Here is a 19,096-nt window from a genome sequence, read left to right on the forward strand (position 1 = left end):
GTGACACGGCATCATCGCCGGCGGAGCCAGCGAGCCAATGCCGGTGCCGGCAGAGGACTGTATAGGGTGTGATTGACCGTATAAAAAATAGTGTCCGCAAAAAAAATATTAGCCCGCGCAGGCGGGCTTTGTTGGTATAGCGCCCGAATTCATTCTGCCGTCTGACAAGCATACAGCCGGATATTATCCGGGCTAACAGCTAACCGCTGACTGCTGGTAAACCTGCTCGACAACCTTTGCCAAACGCTGCATGCCGGTTTCAATGTCCCCGTCGCTAGCCGTGAGGCTGATGCGGACGCACTGGTGCTTGTGGGGCCAATCTTCGCGCAAACCGGGGAAGAAAGAACTGCCGGGAACCACAATCACCCCCACCTGCTTGAGCTGCTGGTAGAATTCCCAGTCGCTGACCGGCAGATCCTGCAGCCACAGCCAAGCAAAGATCGCCCCTTCGCCGCGATGCAGCAACCAGGGAAGGTTCTGGGGCATCGCTCGGTCGAGAGTGCTCTCCACAACAGTAAACTTGCTCTGGTAGTAGGGGCGAATCACCCGCTCGGCAATGTCAGCCAGAGCGCCAGAGGCAATGGCGCGGGCGGCGATCGCTTGTCCGTAGCGCGGCGAGTGAATGCACAAATTGGTCTGGAAAGATTCCAGCACCTGAATTAGCCGCTCGTGCCCGATGGCAATGCCAATCCGCTCTCCGGGGAGGCCAGCCTTGGACAAGCTGATGCCGTGGATGATATTGCCGCCGAACACCGGCGTCATCTCCGTGAAGTTGAGCGCCGGGAAGGGAGGGGCGTAGGCGGAGTCAACGATCACCGGCACGTCGTATGGGGCAGCGAGAGCGGCAATTTTTTTCACCTCATCGTCAGTGAGGACATTGCCGGTGGGGTTGCAGGGGCGAGAGAAAATCACGCAGCCGGTGTTTTCATCAATCGCCAGCTGGCTGAAGTCGGGGCGATATTTAAAGCGGTGGTTGGGCGCGTCGGTGTCCAGGGCGGGTTTGTAGGCGAACAGCGCCTCTGGCACCAGGGTGACGCCGCCGTAGCCGGTGTAGTCCGGACTGAGGGGGAGGACAATTTGTTTGAGCTGGCCGCTGCCGGTGTACCCTCCAAAGGCATTAGCGGCGTAGAAGTAGAGGGCTTGACTGCCGGGGGCGATCAGGACGTTGCGGTCGGTTAGGTTCAACCCGTAGCGGCGGTTGAAATCCGCTACAATAGCGTCAATCAGCGGCTGGTATCCCTGAGACGACCCGTACCGGCAAACCACCTCGCCGTACTCCGAGCTGGCCAGGAGTTCTGCCGTGCAATCCCGCCACAGCCCCTCCACCTCGGGCAAAATTACCGGGTTGCCGGCACTCAAATTGATAAACTCCTGCCCGCTACCGGAGCGCAGGGTTTCAATAATGTCTTTCATGATCGCCCGCACCCCGGTCAGGTGGGACATCTGAGTGCCGAATTGTGACAGGGCAGGATTCATAGGAGTCCAGGTTCTAACAGCGCCGATTTTTGAGTAGCTCTACAAAATTATGGCTCACCGGCAGCGCCATTTGCCAGCCCCCCGGCGGAGACGCCGGCAGCGAGTGCGTGCCGCTCTCACGGGCCCAAAGTGCCCCCAGGCTCCTGGAATGGGGGGGGTTGAGCGCTTCACAGCTAGAGCGCGTACCCACTCCGGCTAAGGACAATCTCAGCCGCTAACATCCCTGCGGGCGCGGGCATCCGTGCCGCGCCGCACCTTTAGAGGGGGGAATAGAGGGGGGAAACGCTCCATGCAGGACAACCTGTGCCGCCCCCGAAGGCTGAGTTTTAGCGGGCCGTTAGGAAAAATAGTAATAATTGTTACTAGAGCTTAACACAGGTGAGAGCGGAAAGCTTGAAAGAATGTAAAAAAATCCCGCGACCGCCTTTAGATCCTGTAAATCTGAAATTTAGTCAGCTGGATTGGGTTTTCTGAAGGCGCTGAAGAGCCGGCGACCCGTGCTGGGCGCTTGCGCTCAGTCCGGGCGCGTCTTGCCTGTGCCTTCACCGAAATCAGTGAACAGCCAAAGTATTGAGAAGGATTTCGTCCTATGACAAAAGAGCGTGTGATCGCAGCTGCCGAAAAGCTGGCCCAGAAATTGCCGCTTCCCTTAAAGCGATTGGCAGACTTGGCATACAACTATTGGTGGAGCTGGACAACCGACCATGTTTCGCTGTTCCGGCAGATTAATCCTGATGAGTGGGATCGCTGCGACCACAACCCAGTGGCTATTCTGAAGTCGGCTTCTAGCGAGCGCTTGACCCAGCTGACGGAAGACCCCTTCTATATCAAGCAGGTGAGAGCTCTCGCGGTCAAGTTTGACAGCTACATGTCGTCGGGCGCGACTTGGGCGAGTGGTGTCGCGCCCGAGATTACTCGGGAACACCCGGTCGCCTATTTCTGCGCGGAATTTGGCATCCACGAATCGCTGCCGGTGTACTCTGGCGGTTTGGGGATTTTGGCCGGCGACCACCTGAAGTCTGCCTCCGATCTGGGCGTGCCGATGGTGGGCGTGGGGCTGCTGTACCGCCAGGGTTACTTCCGCCAGCGCCTCAACCGCGCCGGCTGGCAGGAGGAATTCTATCTCGACAATTATTTCGAGAACATGCCCCTGGAGCTGATCTGCGACGAGAAAGGGGAACCCCTGACTGTGGAGTTGCAAATCCGCCAGCGGCAGGTGAAGGTGCAAATCTGGCGGGCGCAGGTGGGTCGCGTGCCGCTCTACCTGATGGATACAGACCGCTCGGACAATGACCCGATCGACCGCTGGCTGACGGGACACCTCTACGGCGGCAACCAAGAAACCCGCATCGCTCAGGAAGTGGTGCTCGGGATTGGCGGCGTGCGCGCCCTGCAAGCGCTGGGGATTGAGCCTTCTGTCTATCACCTCAATGAAGGCCACGCGGCATTTTCCACCCTGGAAGTGGCCCGAAACGACATTGCCAAGACCGGCAAGTCTTTCTACGATATTGAAGCCGGCGTGCGCTCCCGCTGCGCCTTCACCACCCACACGCCGGTGCCTGCCGGTCACGACGTTTTCTCGTCTGACCTGATGGACTCGTTCTTCGCCCACTACTGGCCGCAACTGGGCCTGTCTCGCGAGCAGTTCCTGGCTCTGGGTGCCCGCCGGCTCGGCGACCCCTGGGAGCCCTTCGGCATGACGGTTTTGGCCCTGCGCCTCTGCCGGACAGCCAACGGCGTCAGCGAACTGCACGGTCAGGTGTCCCGCAAGATGTGGACTATCCTCTATCCAGACCGGCCCGAAAACAAAGTGCCCATTGGCCACATCACCAATGGCGTCCACGCCCCGACATGGACTGCTCCCCTGCTCAGCGACCTCTACACCGAATACCTGGGGGCGGACTGGCAAAGCCATCTCGCTGACCCGAAAATGTGGGCCAAGGTAGATGAGATTCCCGATCGGGAAATCTGGTGGCGTCACCAAGTTCTCAAGGAGCGGCTAATAGCATACACCCGCGCTAAAGTCAAGCTGGCGCGGCAGCGTCGCGGCGAATCGCAAGACTTCGCCGACGCCGCACAGGAACTGCTAGACCCGAATGCGCTCACCATTGGGTTTGCGCGGCGCTTCAGCCCTTACAAGCGCGGACACCTGCTGATCCGGGATGCGGAGCGGGCTTTGCGGATTTTCGGCAATGCCGGTCGTCCGGTGCAAATTATCTTCGCCGGCAAGTCTCACCCCCGCGATGAAGAGGGCAAGCGGATTATTCAGCGGCTGATGGAGTGGTGCAAGCACCCGTCGATTCTCAAGCGGGTGGCGTTTATTGAAGATTACGATATCTACACCGCCCAAAAACTGGTGCAAGGTGTGGATGTCTGGCTGAATAACCCCCGCCGCCCTCTGGAAGCTTCCGGAACCAGCGGTGAGAAAGTCTGTTTTAATGGCGGTCTGAATTGCAGCGTTCTCGACGGCTGGTGGTGCGAGGGCTATAAGACAGATGCCTTGGGCAAGGCTCTCAATGGCTGGGCAATCGGCGAAGACGCCCACACTAGCGATCAGGAGCTGCAAGATCGCATTGATGCGGAATCTCTCTACCGGCTGCTCGAAGAGGAGATCGTCCCCCTCTTCTATGACCGAGATGAGAATGGCATTCCCGCCGGCTGGATTAAGATGATGAAGGAGTCGATTAAGACGAATTCGCCCCTGTTCAATACTGACCGGATGATTGCGGATTATGTGGTTCAAGTGTACGCCCCCGGCACCGCAACCACTCTCAAACCTGTCCTAGCCGCCATGCCGGTGTAGGTCTGGAAACCCGGTTTCTCAAATAAACCGGGTTTCTTGCCCTTTGCCGGTGCCCTGGGGTGCACTCCCCCCGCTCCCAAAGCGTGCCGGTGCAATCGTTCCTAAATATCGGGATTTTTTAACAGGGCAGGTTTAAGACCTGCCCTTTTCCCTTCAAGCCTGCTGGCACAGCCGGCTATATAGCAGTAGCCACTTAGATTAGGACATTAAACCTTCAGGCCCGGCGGACGCCGTACCTACGTCTATATCCCAGCAGTAATATGGGTTAGAACAATAGGAGCCGGAGTGCGGGGGTGCAAAAGAGGCCGAAATGTACGAACCTAAGTGCATACTGCTCTAGCAGCAGTCCTATTGGTTAGGACATCAGTGGCCTAGGGATAAAAGGCTTAGGACAGGCGTTCCCTCCGAGCCTACTGTCCTAACCTAAATGAATCCTGCTATATAAAAAGATATAAATTCCGTTAAATTGCTTGTTTTAATCACCCCGCTCCCACAGGCGGCAAGACGCGATTCCAGGTCTGCAAGAGTTCCTCCGCTGTCAGAAGTGATTGGACGCGATAATGTCAGGGATAACAAGACGCGATTCCGCCTTCTATAAGAGATCCTCCGCTGATGGTTGCCGCAGCTAGCAGCCGGAGTTGTAAAGTTTTGTAAAAATTTAGTCCCCTTCGGACAGGGCAATTTATAATAGCAATATCCAGGCAAATATTATGGTGACAGCCATGAAATACGCTTATATTTATCGAATTTTAGCAGCCACTTTGGCTTTTTCTGGCGCTGCCTTGCTGGGAGAGCGAGCCAGTGTGGCGGTGGGTGAGGGAGCGGTTAAACACCAGATTGATATTTTCCCGTAACAGGCGATCGCGCAGCAACGTACTGTTTATGTTAACCCGCAGTCGGGGGCAGACTCAGCGGGTGCCGGCCAAAGTGAGGGAAGTGCCTTTCGCACCATTAGTTACGCCCTGCAACAGGCCAATTCTGGGACGGCGATCCAGCTCGCTCCAGGGCAGTACACAACCGAGACATTTCCGATTCAGCTCAAATCTGGAGTGATTCTCAAGGGGAACGAAAGTCAAAAAGGTCAGGGAGTTGAGATTGTCGGCGGCGGCGATTATCGCAGCCCCGTCTTTTCCATGCAGAGTGCCACAATCGTGGCAGCGCCGAACAGTCAAATTCTCGGAGTTACGATTACCAATCCCAACACCCGAGGCACCGGCATTTGGGTGGAAGACGGCAATCCGGCGATTCGGGAGAGTAGCTTTATCAGCAATAACCGGGAAGGGGTTTTTGTTGCGGGGACTGCAGCCCCCCGAATTGAGAAGAATATCTTTCGCAATAACACCGGCAACGGCATTGCCGTAGCGGGGCAAGCTCAAGGGGAAATCCGGGAGAACAGTTTCGAGAATACGGGGTTCGGTCTGGCCATTGGCGGCAGATCGGCTCCTGTCGTGGAGAACAACCAGATTCGCGGCAACCGGTCGGGCGTGGTGGTGACCCAGAAAGCCCGTCCAGTTTTGCGGGGGAATACTATCGAAAACAACAGTGACTATGGGATAGTGTCTTTGGGTCAAGCGCAGCCGGATGTGGGAAACAATACTGTGGCAAGCAATGGACGCAAAGATCAGCAAACAGTCACAGTAGCCCAGGGCACGGCTGCCAATCCAAAGGCACCGTACTTTAGCTGCGTCAAGGCAGAGGGGAGTAGCTTCGCAACGGTCGCTTTTCGGGAGAGTAATACCAGCCCGCAGCCTTTGGTTAATTGGAGCCGCGTCATAGAAACGAGCGGAGAAACATTTACGCCAGAGAGGCGCTGTCAAGAGGTTACGGAGCGCTTGAACAACATGATAGTTGCTAACGGGATCAGCTCTTGGGCGGACTTGAAGTTCACCGTCGGAACGGTAAACAGTGCCAATGTGGTGTGTTTGGTGAGCGGAGCGGAAACTTGCAGCAATAATAATATGGTCTTAACCCTCACCGGCGACAACGCCAAGAATCCGCAGATGGCGCTCAAAGCTGTGCTCAGCTTTGGTACTGCCAGTGCTGGCGGAGGGCAAGGGCCACTTCTGGAATCTTCTGATGATGGCGGCGGAGAAGCTTCCGTCTCGCTGGCAGAGGTAGAGCAAAAATTGCAGCCCGACTCGGCTTTATGGTTTGTGGAAGGGGGCAGTCAGTAAAAATCAGTGTCTGGCTTTTGCGAACTCCCACCCAGCCGAACTGCGGTTGGGGGTGAATTCTTTTGGGAAGGCGGAAGACAGAAGACTGATTCTGGCTTTCTTCTTTCCTGCGGAGGAATCGCTTTTGGGGGAGAGGGGGAGAGTTTTCCTCCGTCTTAACTTAATAGACGGTAGCCCCAAAAGGACTATAAAATCGAAAAAAACCAATCCAGCCCTTTCTCCTTGATTTCCATTGATTTCCATGTGGTTTTGCTCACTATTAACTGTAACGCTTCTTGTGGGCGGGGAATCGCTAGCCGCAACGCCCAGCTCCGCCCCAGCTGAGATGCCGGTCGCACCGGCATGCGAACCGGCAGCGGGGCGAGAGTGCGCGATGCCGGTGGGGGAGTTGGTGCCAGAAATTGCCCGCCAAATGACGGTGCGGATTTTAACGAATTCTGGTGCCGGTTCTGGGGTGATTGTGGAGCGTCAGGGTCAAATTTCTACAGTGCTGACCAATCATCATGTCGTGGAGAGCAGCCCGGACAGTCGCTATGTAGTTTTGACCGAAGATGGGAAAGAATATCCGGGCAAATTGCTGCCCTCCGAGCATTTTGGAGATCTAGATTTAGCGCTGGTGCAATTTAGCAGCGACTTGTCTTATCGCGTCGCCCAGATGGGAGATTCTCAGGCGCTTTCTGTGGGCGAGCGAGTGTATGCGGCGGGGTTCCCGAATTGGCAATGGATTAATTCGGCGACGGTCGAGAACACCAGAGACTGGGGGCTGAAGGCTTTTCGACTGACTGCCGGTCAGGTAGAAATGCTGTCGGAGCGAGCCCTGTCTGGAGGATACCGGCTTGGCTACACCAACGACATTGAAAATGGCATGAGCGGCGGGCCTATTTTAGATAAAAATGGCCGGCTGATTGGCGTTAATGGGCGGTTGAAAAACCCCTTGCAAGGTATTAAAGTGTTCGTCTTTGCAGATGGCACTCAACCCTCGCCAGAACTGTTCGAGCGGATGAAATCCTTGAGTTGGGGGATTCCTCTGGTCGGGTGCGCTGCGGACAGTCCAGGCACCCCCGGGGTGCGGGAATGCTTCCAAATGGGTCATTGGCAGGCGGGCGGTGAGGGCCAGTAGGGCCATCCCAAGGGAGACTCTCCCTGCTGCGGTTCACCGGGCTCAGAGAGCCAGGGGAATGGATATGCTGTTACGCTTTTATAGCAGCAGTCATATTGGGCATGGACATCAGTGGCCTAGGGATAAAAGGCGTAGGTACGGCGTAGCGCTTACGCGCCGCTGCGCTAACGCCGGGCCTCTTAATATAATGTCCGCGCCCTAACTGGCTAGTGCTATAATATGCTTATTGAAAAAAGGAGGCAGAGCCTCCAGAGGCGCGTTCCCAAGCTCTGCCTGGGAACGAGGGATAGAGATGGATAGCATAAATTAAATGCGCAATAGCTTGTGCCAGAACGGCCACCGGCAGCCTGCAAAAACTCACCCATCCTGCCGCACCGGCAGGAAGACCGGCGGGTGTGTGATTGGAATGGCGGTTGAAAAATATGCCTGAACATGTAGGGGGATTCTAGAAAGCAGCTGTGTTAAAGAAACCAAGTTGCTTCTGAACCCCGCTCCTATTCATATAATTTGGGAGAAAAATATGCCTGCCAGTGCAAGGGGATTGAGTGCCGCACTAAGCTCTACAAGTAGGGAGCTGTGCTAGAAGGAAGGCACCCTACTGCTTTTGTGTCTATATTCGGGCGATTTAAACTCTCGCAAGGGCTTTTCTTTCTCTCGCCGGCGCGGGCGTGCGGAACCAGGCGTTAGCGAGCTTCTTTAGCTAAGTGGCACAATCGCGTTTCTAAACAGCTAGAGTACCGGTTCAACTGTTCCCTAAATTCCAGGCGAAGATTTTGAGCGGTTGAGTGCGGTCGGCCCGCTTGAACCGGGACGGTTGGTTCTATCTGGATCTTCTGCCCCTGTCCCCCTCTGCCTCTCAAAGCAGGGCAGAGCCTGTTAAGGTGAAAGTGTCCCCCCAGGGGTGCCGGCGGGCTTTTTTCTGATCTGCTAGAGTTTCATCTGATATAAGATAGATTTTGGAAAATGTCATGCAGCGCTCGCGCTCGCCGGGAAAAGCTCGTCAAGGCGAGAACTGCCGGCAGAGAAATGTGAAGAGATCTATCAACGGGTGCGGATTTTACGGAGAGCAACTGACAGGTGGCGCTCCTGCCTGGGCGGGGAGAGCCGGTGGCATGTGAGCCGTCCTATCGTAGGCTGAGGGAAGGTCTAGGTACGACAAGATGCGCGTTTGGCAAGCAGATTTTTACCGGCGTCCTCTCAAGGACGAAGCGGCAGGGCAGTTGTGGGAGTTGCTGATCTGCGACTCCACCGGCACGTTCAGGTACAGCGCCCTGTGCCCGCAGTCGCAAGCCAATCCCGGCTGGCTGGCAACTCAGCTGCAGCAAGCTGCCGGTGCGGCTTTCCCCCCACAGGCGGAGGGGGCTGGCAGTCAAAACCTGCCCGATGCGATCCAGGTATTCCGCCCCCAGTCGCTGAGTTTAATCGAGGCGGCGGGGAAAAGACTGGACGTGCCGGTGCAGCCGCAGCGGCGCACCGGCACCCTCAAGCAGTGGTTGCGGCAGCGGGCGCAGGACTATCAGAGCATGAGCGAATATACTGGGGAAAGTTACGATCCCCTGGCCATTGACAGAGCGCCGCCGGTGCCCCTGCCCGAAAAACTGTGGGGGGAACGCTGGCGCTTTGCCACACTGAAAGCCGGCGAGATTGAGGGGGCGTTTGCCGGTCGCCCCATCCCGGTGCTGGAAATGCCAGACTCTCTTTTGCCGCTGAATTTGGGGCTGGCATCAGCCGTGCCGGTGCCCGGAGTGGTGATAGATGGCGGGCGTCAGTCGATGCGACTGGCTAGATGGCAGCAGGACGTCCGCCCTGCGGCGCTCAATTATATTGCCGGTGCTCCCGACGGGCTGGTATTGGAAGCCGGACTGGCCGACCGCTGGGTTGTGGCCACCTTTGAGGATAGGGAAGTAGCGGCGGCAGCAGCGAGTTACGAACAGCGCAAGCAGCTGAGTCAGGGATTGCACTTTTTGCTGGTGCAGCCGGATGAGTCGGGAATGACGTACAGTGGTTTTTGGTTGTTGTGTGAGGATTGAGCAGTACAGCCAATGAACAGATGGGCATTCTGTTTAGCGCTTCTCCCTGCGTGGATTGCAGTCATTAAGCTGACTGGTGCTGAGCTGCACGAGCTGCAGCCCAACACACCGGCAGTTGGGACTTTACTTGCGTCCGAGGGTGGCGGCGCGCCAATATTTTCTTACCCCACTTTTGGGAGCACCCTGCTAGACAAACAACTGGAGCTGTACCTGCGGTATTTGGAAGTGTACGGGCCACCAGATATCCTGATTGTGGGCAGTTCTAGGTCTTTGCAGGGCGTAGATCCGGTCGTTTTGCGGGACGGTTTGGCGTCTAGCGGATATGCGGATCTGAAAATCTTTAACTTTGGCATTAATGGGGCGACAGCTCAAGTCATCGATCTGCTGCTGCGGGAAATCTTGAGGCCCGAACAGCTGCCGAGAATGATTGTGTGGGCGGATGGGGTGCGCGCCTTTAACAGCGGACGAGCAGACCGAACTTATAACGCCATCGTCGCTTCCCCCGGCTACCAGCGCTTGTCCGGGGGAATTCGTCCCGCCCTGCAGCCGCCAGGCAGCAGCATAGCGCCGGCAGTCCCTGCCCGCCCCGCAGCGGCACCCCCAGCCACCCTCGTCGAGCCGCTTCCCGCAGCCAGCCCCGAGCCGGCAGTCCCAGCCAGCCCCGAGCCGGCAGTCCCAGCCAGTCCCGAACCCGGTCGCCCGATAATTGACCCGATCAATTTCCGCCCGCAAGTGCCGGCAGGACCGGGCAACTCCGCCACCGGCACCGCTCGCATCTCTCTGCTGGCCAACTATCAGCCGGCCCGGGACAGCGCCACATCTTTGCCGATAGATTTCTCTTCATTTTCTCCGGGCCCGTTTTCTGGGGGGAGCTTCGCTGACGGAATAGCGGTTGGGGGACAGCCCGATGCGAAGCCGGCAGCGGCAAAAATCGGCCTGTCTGAGAGGGACGTGGCGCTGACTGGGTTTAACCCCATCTCCACTCGCTTCAATCCCGCGACTTACTACGATCGCTTTCCCAGAGTTCCGGGCGAGTACGACGGCGACTATGCCTCTTTCAACCTGGAAGGGGAGCAATTTACTGCCCTGCTCTCTGTCGTGGATGTGGCCAAGGCCCAAAAGATTCCCCTGGTTGTGGTTAACCTGCCCCTGACTAAGGAGTATTTAGATCCGCTGCGGCTCAAATGTGAGCGAGAATTCCAGGATCGCATGCAGCGCCTCGCCCAGCAAGAGGGATTTCTCTTCCGCGACCTGTCGGGCCGGTGGCTCAGCCAGAATGACTATTTTGCTGACCCCAGCCATCTCAACCGTTTTGGGGCAGAAGCTGTCGCCAGGCAGCTCGCCCAAGACCGGACACTTCCCTGGCCCACCCCAAAGCGCTAAAAAGTTTGGCATTTAAAATGCATAATTACTGCGCAGTGATAGAGCTTTTGGCGAAACGCTGCGCCTTGTTTTGCGGGTTAATAAGGCAATTTTAATGTAAAATAGAATTGCAGTTTTTTCCGCTATGTCCTAGGTGAGGGATCGGTAAGCCCACATAATTTAACATCGCATGGCCCCGCTCAGAAACCAGGTTTCTCCTGCGAAACCTGGTTTTTTGACGTTTCGTTTTGTCCGCCGATTTATCCTGGTCGCTAACATCGCAGGCGCTCCCGGCGGGCATACCCTCAATCTGTGGTGCGGCGAGGGGTGTTAGGAATCCTGCCCCCAGAGTGAGGTCAGTATTTTTTGATACAAAAAGTGCCGGTGGCGAGTGGCGTTCGCCTCTGGACTCAATCTACAATCCTAATCAGTCCCCGTTGCAGCCGGTCGAACATCACGTTAATTTGGCTGTGCTCATTTTCGTTAAAGGAGTCCTTAGAGAGCAGTGCCGCCATGAGCAAGCGCTGGTCAATGCGCGTGATTTGGCGAAATGCCAAGATTCGCTCAACGATTGTTTCGACTGAGAGTTTGGGTAAAGTGGCCTGAGCTTGCATGGGTCTCTAAAAACTCAAATGGTATAACAGAACGCCTTGTTTCTATTATTTAAACTTCTGTAAAGCTCAGAAGTGATTGCCGGCAGAGAGGGAGTGTGACATTTTTTTACCCCGACAGCGATCCTTGTCATTGACACAGGAGCGAACTTCTAGATACAATGGGGCCATCCTTTGAACCACAACTTCTGCCCGAGGGCAGATTCCCCACAGCACCAGATGCTGCGTGATTTCCCGCTACAATAGCTTGGCGCAAGACCAAGCTAGAAGGTAGAAAGAATGGCTCAAGTAAAGATTGGCATCATCGGTGGCAGCGGACTCTACAAGATGGACGCCCTCAAGGATGTGGAAGAAGTGCGAGTTGACACGCCTTTTGGCCCGCCTTCGGACAACTTGATTTTGGGAACTTTGGAGGGGACGCAGGTGGCTTTCCTGGCCCGCCACGGGCGCAACCACGCTTTTCTGCCAACGGAGTTGCCGTTTCGGGCGAATATCTACGCCATGAAGAGTCTGGGGGTGGAGTATTTAATCTCGGCATCTGCGGTCGGATCTCTCAAGGAAGAGGTAAAGCCTCTGGACATGGTGGTGCCCGATCAGTTTATTGACCGCACCAAAAATCGGGTTTCCACCTTTTTCGGGGATGGGATTGTGGCTCACATTGCTTTTGGCGACCCCGTGTGCCACCGGCTGGCCGGCTTGCTGGCGGAGGCGGTGGAGAGTTTGCAGCTGCCAGAAATCACCCTGCACCGAGGCGGCACCTATGTCTGCATGGAAGGACCGGCATTTTCTACTAAGGCGGAGTCCAACCTTTATCGCAGCTGGGGCGCATCAGTGATTGGCATGACGAATTTGACGGAGGCAAAGCTAGCCCGGGAGGCGGAAATTGCTTACGCCACCTTAGCTTTGGTGACGGATTACGACTGCTGGCACCCAGATCATGACAGCGTGACCGTGGATATGGTGCTGGCCAACTTGCAGCGCAATGGGGTGAACGCTCAAAAGGTGATTCAGGAAACAGTGCGGCGTCTGAATCAGAACCCACCGGCTTCCGACGCCCATTCGGCGCTCAAGTATGCGATTCTCACGTCTTTGGATAAAGTGCCGGTGGCGACCAAGGAAAAGTTGGCTTTGCTGTTGCGCAAGTATTCGTGATCGCTGCTGCCGTGCCGGCAGGATGAGTCCCCCACAAGGGGTAGGGGTGCGGCTGCGCCGCGCCCTTTTTGATAGAAAAAACGGGAGCGCGACACAAAGCGATGAGCGTCACCCCCAGGGGAAGAATACTTACAGACCACGCGCAAGAGAGCCTGTAGCGTCACGGCTTTAAAGAGCCATTCGATTGAGTGGACGATATGATGGAAAACTGTACGCACCAGACCGAACAAAGGGATGGAGCTACAGTGTACATCCAGCGGACACCGGGAATAACGAGAAGGTATAGCAGTAGTCATATTGGTTAGGACACTAATGGCAAGGCGTCAGGGGCATGGCGCATAGGGCATGGCGCATGGGGAAGACTCACAGCAATGCCCAATGCGATGATGCCCAATGCGATGATGCCCAATCCCCAATCCCCAATCCCCAATGCCCATGTCCTAATCTAAGTGCATACTGCTATATATAACTGGGTAATGTTTACCCCTCACCGAACGCTAACAAGAACATGCAGGAGGAGAAAAAATGAGCGGGCAGTGCTTTATTGAAACCGACGGATATCAAATTTGGTTCGATTTGAAAAGCGTGGACTCCCAAAAAAAATATATTGATGCGGTTGTCGAATTCCGCTCAGATCCGCGCCTTTGCGAAGTATCCGTGAAGTCCGTACCAACGTTTCTTGCTGTCAGCGATTTGCCAGAACTTGTAAGGTATTTCAACCGGCACATCGCCCGTTTGCAAACCGATCCGGATAGCGAATCTGATACGTTTCTAACTTGGGAGCTCGGCTTTCAGGTTCAGGCTATATCAGGAGAGGTGCGCTCGCCAACCGACGGAGAGTTTGGCCTTCGGTTTATGGTCAATTTAGGGATGAGCCATGAAGAAGCTACTCGAACTTATTTTGGCGGTGAAGCAGAGGTCACTCTCGAACAGGTTAAAAGTTTCACATCATCCCTTCAGGCGGCGCTGGCAGAACTCGGCTGTGGGGAGCTAGAGCGTCAAAGTAGGTGAAAAATAAATAATGGGCATGGGGCATGGCGCATGGCGCATGGGGGAATATTTACGCGCTGCGCTGGCGCGCCCGCACGGAACGGCGAGCAATCAGCAGTGCCCAATGCCCAATGCCCGGCAACCGCCGCCATGCCCAATTGCCCAATTTTTCACCCAACTTGCCGGCATTTAAACCGCTGCGGTCATTTGGCAGATTCAGCCATTAGCTCTTGGAACCACTCATTGTCGTGAATCCCGTCAAAATCAGAGGTTGTTTTGGCAATTTCTCTTTTTTGAGGGTTGATTTTGATGGCCCTTTTCAGGTTCTCTACTGCGGACTCAATATTGCCTTGCACTGCGTAGCAGCGAGCCTTTTCATACCAAGCGTCAGCGTAGTCAGAATTAATGCGCAGGGCTTGATTAAAAGCCTGGATTGCTTCGTCAAAGCGCTTCATCTTTGTGAGAACAACCCCTTTGGCACAACAAGACTTAAAGTCTTCAGGATCGGATTGAATCGCTCTGTTATAAAACTCAATCGCATCCTCATAACGCCCTTCCAGCAAAAACTCGTTTCCTTGCTGGGAATACTGCTCAAAAACATTTTTCAGCAGGTCGCCTGTTTTAGTTTGAGCGTTCAGGGACTCTTCCAGGGTGTGGCGAGCCTCTGAGATGACATTTTGAGCGGCCATAGCCATTGAGATCAGCTCTTTTAATTGGGCAATATTTTCCCCTGACATGCTTGGCTGTGGCGGATGAGGGACCTCTGCCCCGCTTGGCAGTCCTGGCCCGATTGCTTTCTGGATCTCTGTTTTTATCTCGGGGACGAGTTCTTGTTTCACCTCCCCCTTGATCTGAGTGGCCAAACTCCGCCGCAACAGCCAAAGGCTGATAATTCCTGCTATGGGAAACAGGATCAGGAGAAACAGCAGGGCGTTCAAAAGGCCGGTCGTGAAGCCAAAGGAGCGGTTCACTTCCTTTTGCACTTCCTCTCGAATCCGGTCGTTTTGTCGTCGGTTTTGCAGTTCCCGGCGTTCCGGCTGCGACAGGGGTGGGTTGGCAGAGGGCGTGGCTTTGGGCGACGCCGCTGCTGGAGGACGGGCGGTTGGCGCATTAGACTGCGCTTGCACTGTAGCCGCTCCCACAGACAGCAGCACGGTTGAGAGTGCGAAGGCAACTTGATTCTTTATCTTCATGGAACTTTGACCTGTGCCTCTAGAGAATTGAAAAGCTGATTTTCTCGAATCACATCCAAATCTGAGTCCGTTTTGGCGCGCTCCCGACCGGCGACTGCACCTGTGCCGACCGGGCGCTGCCGGTTTCAATGGCCAGCTCGACATGAGCGGGCGCAGCGCATGCCTTGTTATACCAAACATCGGGACCAGCGGGCGGACGCCTGTCCCAGCGGGACATCGCTCCGTCACACCGGCACCCCACGCATACCTGTGGCCGGCACCAGCCACGAGAGCGCCTGATAGCAGCCGGCTTGTCAGCCCCCGCACCGCTTTCCGCCATGCCACTGCCGAGATTATTCCAGATTGGCAGACCCTCTGGCTTGAATTCAACTGCTTTTTCATAAGATTTCCCCGCCTCTTGCTATCGCTGCCATTTTTCCAGGGCTGTGCCTCCATTGAGCGCCCATACAGTCTGGTTTCTGTCCACCTGGCTGGAGGCTCTCTCCTATTTTATATAAACTCCGTTTAATTCATCTTTTTTGTAGAACTGCGTTTACTTCTGCCGAGCTATTCATTATATTAACTAATAAAACGTAAATAATAGCGCTTCTCAGTGTGAGGCGGCACCGCTGTATCCCCTAGAAGGCCACCTCTGCCGAGGTCAGCCACAGGGGCGGCCCCTACGCCAATGCCCATGTTAGGGGTTAGGGGTTAGGGGTTAGGGATTAGGGATTAGAGGAAAGCCAATGCCCCATGCCCCATGCCCCATGCCCAATCTCCAATCCAAAATCCAGGCATCCAAAATCCGGGCATCCCATGCCCAATGCCTAATTCCCCATGCCCAATGCCCAGTTGGTTGTTCCGCTTTCGTCGTGAACGCGCCGTGTGTCTGCCGAGATGCAGCCAAAGAGAATGGCAACCCGCTGCCGGTGAGTATCGGGTCTTTTGACGTATTATCTTCAAATTCTGGTCGCTGTCAGTGACACAAATCACCGCACAGAGCGATCGCTGTTACAGCACCCCGATTTGTTCCATCCCGCAGGTTTTCCGGCAAACATTTCACGCGCTCCGCAGCGCCCCAAGGCTCGCCAACCCTGCCACTGCCGCTGGCAAGTAGCATGATATTCGTTGGATTGCTTTTAATTTATTGTTCTGGCCGCACCGGCGGGACACTTTCGCCGGCAACCCGCACCCCCTCCCCAGGGGCAAGGGCGAGCTTGGCGCGGAAACCGATAAATGATAGCGATTTAACCAAAATTTAGATTAAAGCCCGCTTCTGCTGCCGGCTAGGCACAGCCAGAGTGTCCCGGGTGGCGGCTTCCCTTGGGCACCGGCAGCAGCGGAACGGCGCTCTGCTACAGCGCCTTTCCGGCGCAAAGAATCTCTAGCAAAGAATCTCTACCGGCACTCCGTGCTGGCACAGAGTGCCGGCAGGCCGCACCCCCGCCCTCTCAAAGTTCCACCGGCAAGGCAACTATGGCAATGGACAGTAAGTTTAGGACATTAGGACAGGCGAGACGCCTGTCCTACGTCCTGCGGGTCTTTTTCCCGGCCTTTTCCTGCAGGATTGCCCTCAGAAGAGTAACAAAGCTTTACTAAAATTTACTAAAAACTGTTGCCAACTTTTTCCCGGCACTTTTGAGGGGAAGTTAGGATTAAAGAGGAGAAGATTTCTTTTTTCGCACACAGTTTCACGGCTATAAAACTCAATAATACTATGAAACTGCGGTAACAGACAGCTATTCTGGCGGCAGTCGGGCTGGCCCTAGGGGCGACCGCCAGCCTCCCCCCGCCCAGTTGGGCGCAAGCCAAGCCTAAGTTTGTGTGGGAGCCCAACGGTGCCGGCACCCCAACCACCTATGCCATTCTCCAGCGCTACGGGCGTCTGGTGCGGGTTCGTGCGATCGTGTGGTTTTTCCGGGAGGCGGAAAAAACCCCCTGTCAGCGCTGTTGGGAGACGAGTGCCAATTTCCAAGAAGCATACCGGCTGGGGATTCTCAACTGCATCAACGCCGGCACTGTATATGGGCAACCCGTCATCTGCACCACCAGCACCTTGGGGGGCGACTGCCAGATCGCCTTATTTACCCTCCGGTATCAGCAGGATGCCGCCCAAGTCCTGCAACGCCTGCGCGGCGTCCGCAAAGGAGCTGCCGGTCCGCTGCTGGAAAGTTCAGCAGATGAGCCAGAAAGCGGTGCTGTCGATATGAACCTGTTCCTGAAAACAGCACCCGCCGAGGAAGTACCTTACCCCACCCCCCAACAGGCCGGTGCCACACGAGGGCCAGATTTGCCTCCCTCACCGCCCAACTCACCGCCAAGCAATAGCGACTGGCTGTTTTAACCGGGCGAGAGGAAATTCGGCCCTCACCAAACAGCCGGTGCCGGTGAGGAAACTCGGTCAAAATTAAAAGCACAACGCCTCTACTTTTGAGAATCTGTGTTATAATAGTATATCGTTGAAAACCCAGACCTTGAGATTTGATCCCAAGGCGGCTGAAAGGGCAATGCTCTTTGAGTGGCGAAGGAAAGCTGTTTTCCCCGCACAGCGCCGGGGCGTTGCTGACTGTAGCGTTCAGTCTCTTAGAGGAGTAGATAATGAGATTCTATTATGGACTGCCGGCAGCGCTCATCGGAGCGGCAATCGTGATAGTGCAGCCTCAAGTGGCTGCAGCATTTAATCCAGATGAAGCCAAGGAAATTGCCAAAGAAATTACCGTTCTAATTCCTGAGACATTGGCTGACGGCAAGGAGGCGAACGGCTCTGGGTCAATTATTGCAAGAGAGGGTAACACTTACACTGTCCTCACAGCCTATCATGTGGTGTGTAAAGACCAAAATGACCAGTGCCAGAAGCCTCGCAATCAACTGAGGGCTGTCACTCCAGACGGTGAAGAGTATCCGCTAAATTTCAGTACGGTAAGAAAAATCCCTGGTGTGGACTTGGCGGTTTTTCAATTCACCAGCAACAAAAATTACAGAGTTGCAATACTGGGCAATTACGAGTTGACAGGAGATCAGTTTATTTTTGCTTCGGGATGGCCAGATCCAAAATTAAGCGGCGATAGCCAGCGCAAGCGCCATTTCAACATTGGGAAAGTTATCCCCCAGGAAATCGTACCTTTGCTAAAGATATTTGAAGCTTCTCTGGGATACGACCTGCTTTATACCAGCATCACTTATGGGGGCATGAGCGGCGGGCCGGTGTTAGATACCGAGGGGCGAGTGATTGGTGTTCACGGACAGAATGAGGGAGAGCGAGTGGACGACGAACAGTCTGGGGGGGGGAAGGTTCGGCTGCCGATTGGATTTAGTGCCGCTATTCCTGTCCGCACTTTTGTGAGTCTAGCCCCGCAGGCAGGAATTCAGGGTAGCTTTAGAGTAGAAACGTCTCCTCCAACTCCCGTATCGCTGGAAAAAATTGGGGAAGAATATTATGACAATTTGGATTTTCCAGATCCCGACGAAAAAAATGCCTTAGTCTGGGCTAACCAAGCCAATAAAATGTGGAGGTTAGGACAGTTAGCGCTCGCCTACGGTTCCTATGAAAAAGCGCTGGAAATCAAGCAGAACTTTTATCAAGCTTGGTATGGCAAAGGTTTGGTGCTCACCTACTGGAAAAAGTTTCCAGAAGCGCTGCAAGCTTATGAAGAAGCCCTGAAAATCGCTCCCAACTCCAACGCTCGGCAGTTGCGAGACAAACTGAAGCAGTACCTGGATGGGACAGCCTCCCAAAGCCAGCCACCGGCACCGGCTCCAGGAACCGCCCTCCCAGAATCCTCAGCGCCGGCCACCACTCCCTTGCCGGCGCAACCGCCACAGCCCCAGCCGGTTCCCCCTCCCCAGCAACAGCCACCGGCACAGGAGCCGCTTTGGTGATCGGGGAAGAGGTGGGGTGCGTTCCCTCTCAGGAAAGGCACCTCAATCGGGAAGAGTGAGATAGGGAACGCACCCTACGAGTTACTGCGCCCAAGATAGGTATAAACGGTGTGCGGGGAGGGGGAGCCACCCTCGTTTCAGGCGGATGCGCAACAGCCGGGGGTAGGGTGCGTTCCCTCTCAGGGAAGGCACCTGAATCGGGAAGAGTGGGATAGGGAACGCACCCTACGAATTACTGCGCCCAAGATAGGTATAAACGTGACAAATTGGTTTACTATAAAATAAATTTTCAGAATTTGCCCAATCTCCGTGTGAGGAATGAGATGT

The 19,096-nt window shown here is 55.3% G+C and carries 15 protein-coding genes; 10 read left to right on the plus strand and 5 right to left on the minus strand.

Going from position 1 to position 19,096, the window contains the following annotated elements:
* Positions 1 to 192: 192 nt before the first annotated feature.
* Complete coding sequence (locus tag OSC10802_RS0122430; protein WP_017719014.1) at positions 193 to 1,476, minus strand: valine--pyruvate transaminase; 1,284 nt, start codon at positions 1,474 to 1,476, stop codon at positions 193 to 195.
* A 589-nt stretch (positions 1,477 to 2,065) separates the two neighbouring features.
* Here OSC10802_RS0122430 and glgP point away from each other — a divergent pair.
* The 6 genes from glgP to OSC10802_RS41280 all read left to right on the plus strand — a co-directional run bounded on the left by glgP (position 2,066) and on the right by OSC10802_RS41280 (position 10,986).
* A complete protein-coding gene (glgP, locus tag OSC10802_RS0122435; RefSeq protein WP_017719015.1) occupies positions 2,066 to 4,279 on the plus strand; it encodes an alpha-glucan family phosphorylase in 2,214 nt (737 codons plus the stop codon).
* A 710-nt stretch (positions 4,280 to 4,989) separates the two neighbouring features.
* Entirely contained in the window at positions 4,990 to 5,133 is a 144-nt protein-coding gene (locus OSC10802_RS53180) for a hypothetical protein (protein ID WP_017719016.1), read from the plus strand.
* A gap of 6 nt (positions 5,134 to 5,139) precedes the next feature.
* Entirely contained in the window at positions 5,140 to 6,453 is a 1,314-nt protein-coding gene (locus OSC10802_RS53185) for a DUF1565 domain-containing protein (protein WP_255349198.1), read from the plus strand.
* Between the two features lie 241 nt (positions 6,454 to 6,694).
* Entirely contained in the window at positions 6,695 to 7,573 is an 879-nt protein-coding gene (locus OSC10802_RS41275; protein WP_198525165.1) for a S1 family peptidase, read from the plus strand.
* Between the two features lie 1,160 nt (positions 7,574 to 8,733).
* Positions 8,734 to 9,603, plus strand: a complete 870-nt coding sequence (locus OSC10802_RS0122455) for a Tab2/Atab2 family RNA-binding protein (protein WP_017719019.1) — start codon at positions 8,734 to 8,736, stop codon at positions 9,601 to 9,603.
* 12 nt (positions 9,604 to 9,615) lie between these two features.
* Positions 9,616 to 10,986 carry an SGNH/GDSL hydrolase family protein gene (locus OSC10802_RS41280; protein WP_017719020.1) on the plus strand — a complete coding sequence of 457 codons (1,371 nt, stop codon included), beginning with the start codon at positions 9,616 to 9,618 and terminating at the stop codon, positions 10,984 to 10,986.
* A gap of 389 nt (positions 10,987 to 11,375) precedes the next feature.
* Here the strand turns inward: OSC10802_RS41280 and OSC10802_RS0122465 are convergent, their stop codons facing one another.
* Positions 11,376 to 11,579, minus strand: coding sequence for a hypothetical protein (locus OSC10802_RS0122465; RefSeq protein ID WP_017719021.1), 204 nt, complete (start codon positions 11,577 to 11,579; stop codon positions 11,376 to 11,378).
* 276 nt (positions 11,580 to 11,855) lie between these two features.
* Between OSC10802_RS0122465 and OSC10802_RS0122470 the strand changes: the two genes are divergently transcribed.
* Together OSC10802_RS0122470 and OSC10802_RS0122475 are read left to right on the plus strand one after the other, a co-directional pair.
* On the plus strand, positions 11,856 to 12,728 hold the full coding sequence (locus OSC10802_RS0122470) for an S-methyl-5'-thioadenosine phosphorylase (RefSeq protein ID WP_017719022.1): 873 nt from the start codon (positions 11,856 to 11,858) through the stop codon (positions 12,726 to 12,728).
* A gap of 525 nt (positions 12,729 to 13,253) precedes the next feature.
* Entirely contained in the window at positions 13,254 to 13,739 is a 486-nt protein-coding gene (locus OSC10802_RS0122475; RefSeq protein ID WP_017719023.1) for a hypothetical protein, read from the plus strand.
* Between the two features lie 182 nt (positions 13,740 to 13,921).
* Here the strand turns inward: OSC10802_RS0122475 and OSC10802_RS44680 are convergent, their stop codons facing one another.
* The 3 genes from OSC10802_RS44680 to OSC10802_RS50665 all read right to left on the minus strand — a co-directional run bounded on the left by OSC10802_RS44680 (position 13,922) and on the right by OSC10802_RS50665 (position 16,010).
* Entirely contained in the window at positions 13,922 to 14,911 is a 990-nt protein-coding gene (locus OSC10802_RS44680) for a tetratricopeptide repeat protein (RefSeq protein ID WP_017719025.1), read from the minus strand.
* A 49-nt stretch (positions 14,912 to 14,960) separates the two neighbouring features.
* On the minus strand, positions 14,961 to 15,230 hold the full coding sequence (locus tag OSC10802_RS53190) for a hypothetical protein (protein ID WP_198525166.1): 270 nt from the start codon (positions 15,228 to 15,230) through the stop codon (positions 14,961 to 14,963).
* A 636-nt stretch (positions 15,231 to 15,866) separates the two neighbouring features.
* Positions 15,867 to 16,010, minus strand: a complete 144-nt coding sequence (locus OSC10802_RS50665; RefSeq protein WP_017719026.1) for a hypothetical protein — start codon at positions 16,008 to 16,010, stop codon at positions 15,867 to 15,869.
* 702 nt (positions 16,011 to 16,712) lie between these two features.
* Between OSC10802_RS50665 and OSC10802_RS41290 the strand changes: the two genes are divergently transcribed.
* Together OSC10802_RS41290 and OSC10802_RS41295 are read left to right on the plus strand one after the other, a co-directional pair.
* Positions 16,713 to 17,234 carry a COP23 domain-containing protein gene (locus OSC10802_RS41290; RefSeq protein WP_017719027.1) on the plus strand — a complete coding sequence of 174 codons (522 nt, stop codon included), beginning with the start codon at positions 16,713 to 16,715 and terminating at the stop codon, positions 17,232 to 17,234.
* A gap of 254 nt (positions 17,235 to 17,488) precedes the next feature.
* Positions 17,489 to 18,769: a tetratricopeptide repeat-containing S1 family peptidase gene (locus tag OSC10802_RS41295; protein ID WP_063711964.1), complete on the plus strand. Its 1,281-nt coding sequence runs from the start codon at positions 17,489 to 17,491 to the stop codon at positions 18,767 to 18,769.
* The last annotated feature ends 327 nt before the right edge of the window (positions 18,770 to 19,096 follow it).

Origin of the sequence: Kamptonema formosum PCC 10802 (genome assembly GCF_000332335.1) — a bacterium.
Lineage (GTDB): Bacteria > Cyanobacteriota > Cyanobacteriia > Cyanobacteriales > Oscillatoriaceae > Oscillatoria.

Coding starts and splice junctions, on each gene's coding strand:
- OSC10802_RS0122430 (WP_017719014.1), bottom strand. CDS start 1,476: ATGAATCCTGCCCTGTCACAATTCGGCACTCAGATGTCCCACCTGACC.
- glgP (WP_017719015.1), top strand. CDS start 2,066: ATGACAAAAGAGCGTGTGATCGCAGCTGCCGAAAAGCTGGCCCAGAAA.
- OSC10802_RS53180 (WP_017719016.1), top strand. CDS start 4,990: ATGGTGACAGCCATGAAATACGCTTATATTTATCGAATTTTAGCAGCC.
- OSC10802_RS41275 (WP_198525165.1), top strand. CDS start 6,695: ATGTGGTTTTGCTCACTATTAACTGTAACGCTTCTTGTGGGCGGGGAA.
- OSC10802_RS0122455 (WP_017719019.1), top strand. CDS start 8,734: ATGCGCGTTTGGCAAGCAGATTTTTACCGGCGTCCTCTCAAGGACGAA.
- OSC10802_RS41280 (WP_017719020.1), top strand. CDS start 9,616: ATGAACAGATGGGCATTCTGTTTAGCGCTTCTCCCTGCGTGGATTGCA.
- OSC10802_RS0122465 (WP_017719021.1), bottom strand. CDS start 11,579: ATGCAAGCTCAGGCCACTTTACCCAAACTCTCAGTCGAAACAATCGTT.
- OSC10802_RS0122470 (WP_017719022.1), top strand. CDS start 11,856: ATGGCTCAAGTAAAGATTGGCATCATCGGTGGCAGCGGACTCTACAAG.
- OSC10802_RS0122475 (WP_017719023.1), top strand. CDS start 13,254: ATGAGCGGGCAGTGCTTTATTGAAACCGACGGATATCAAATTTGGTTC.
- OSC10802_RS44680 (WP_017719025.1), bottom strand. CDS start 14,911: ATGAAGATAAAGAATCAAGTTGCCTTCGCACTCTCAACCGTGCTGCTG.
- OSC10802_RS53190 (WP_198525166.1), bottom strand. CDS start 15,230: ATGGCGGAAAGCGGTGCGGGGGCTGACAAGCCGGCTGCTATCAGGCGC.
- OSC10802_RS50665 (WP_017719026.1), bottom strand. CDS start 16,010: ATGCTACTTGCCAGCGGCAGTGGCAGGGTTGGCGAGCCTTGGGGCGCT.
- OSC10802_RS41295 (WP_063711964.1), top strand. CDS start 17,489: ATGAGATTCTATTATGGACTGCCGGCAGCGCTCATCGGAGCGGCAATC.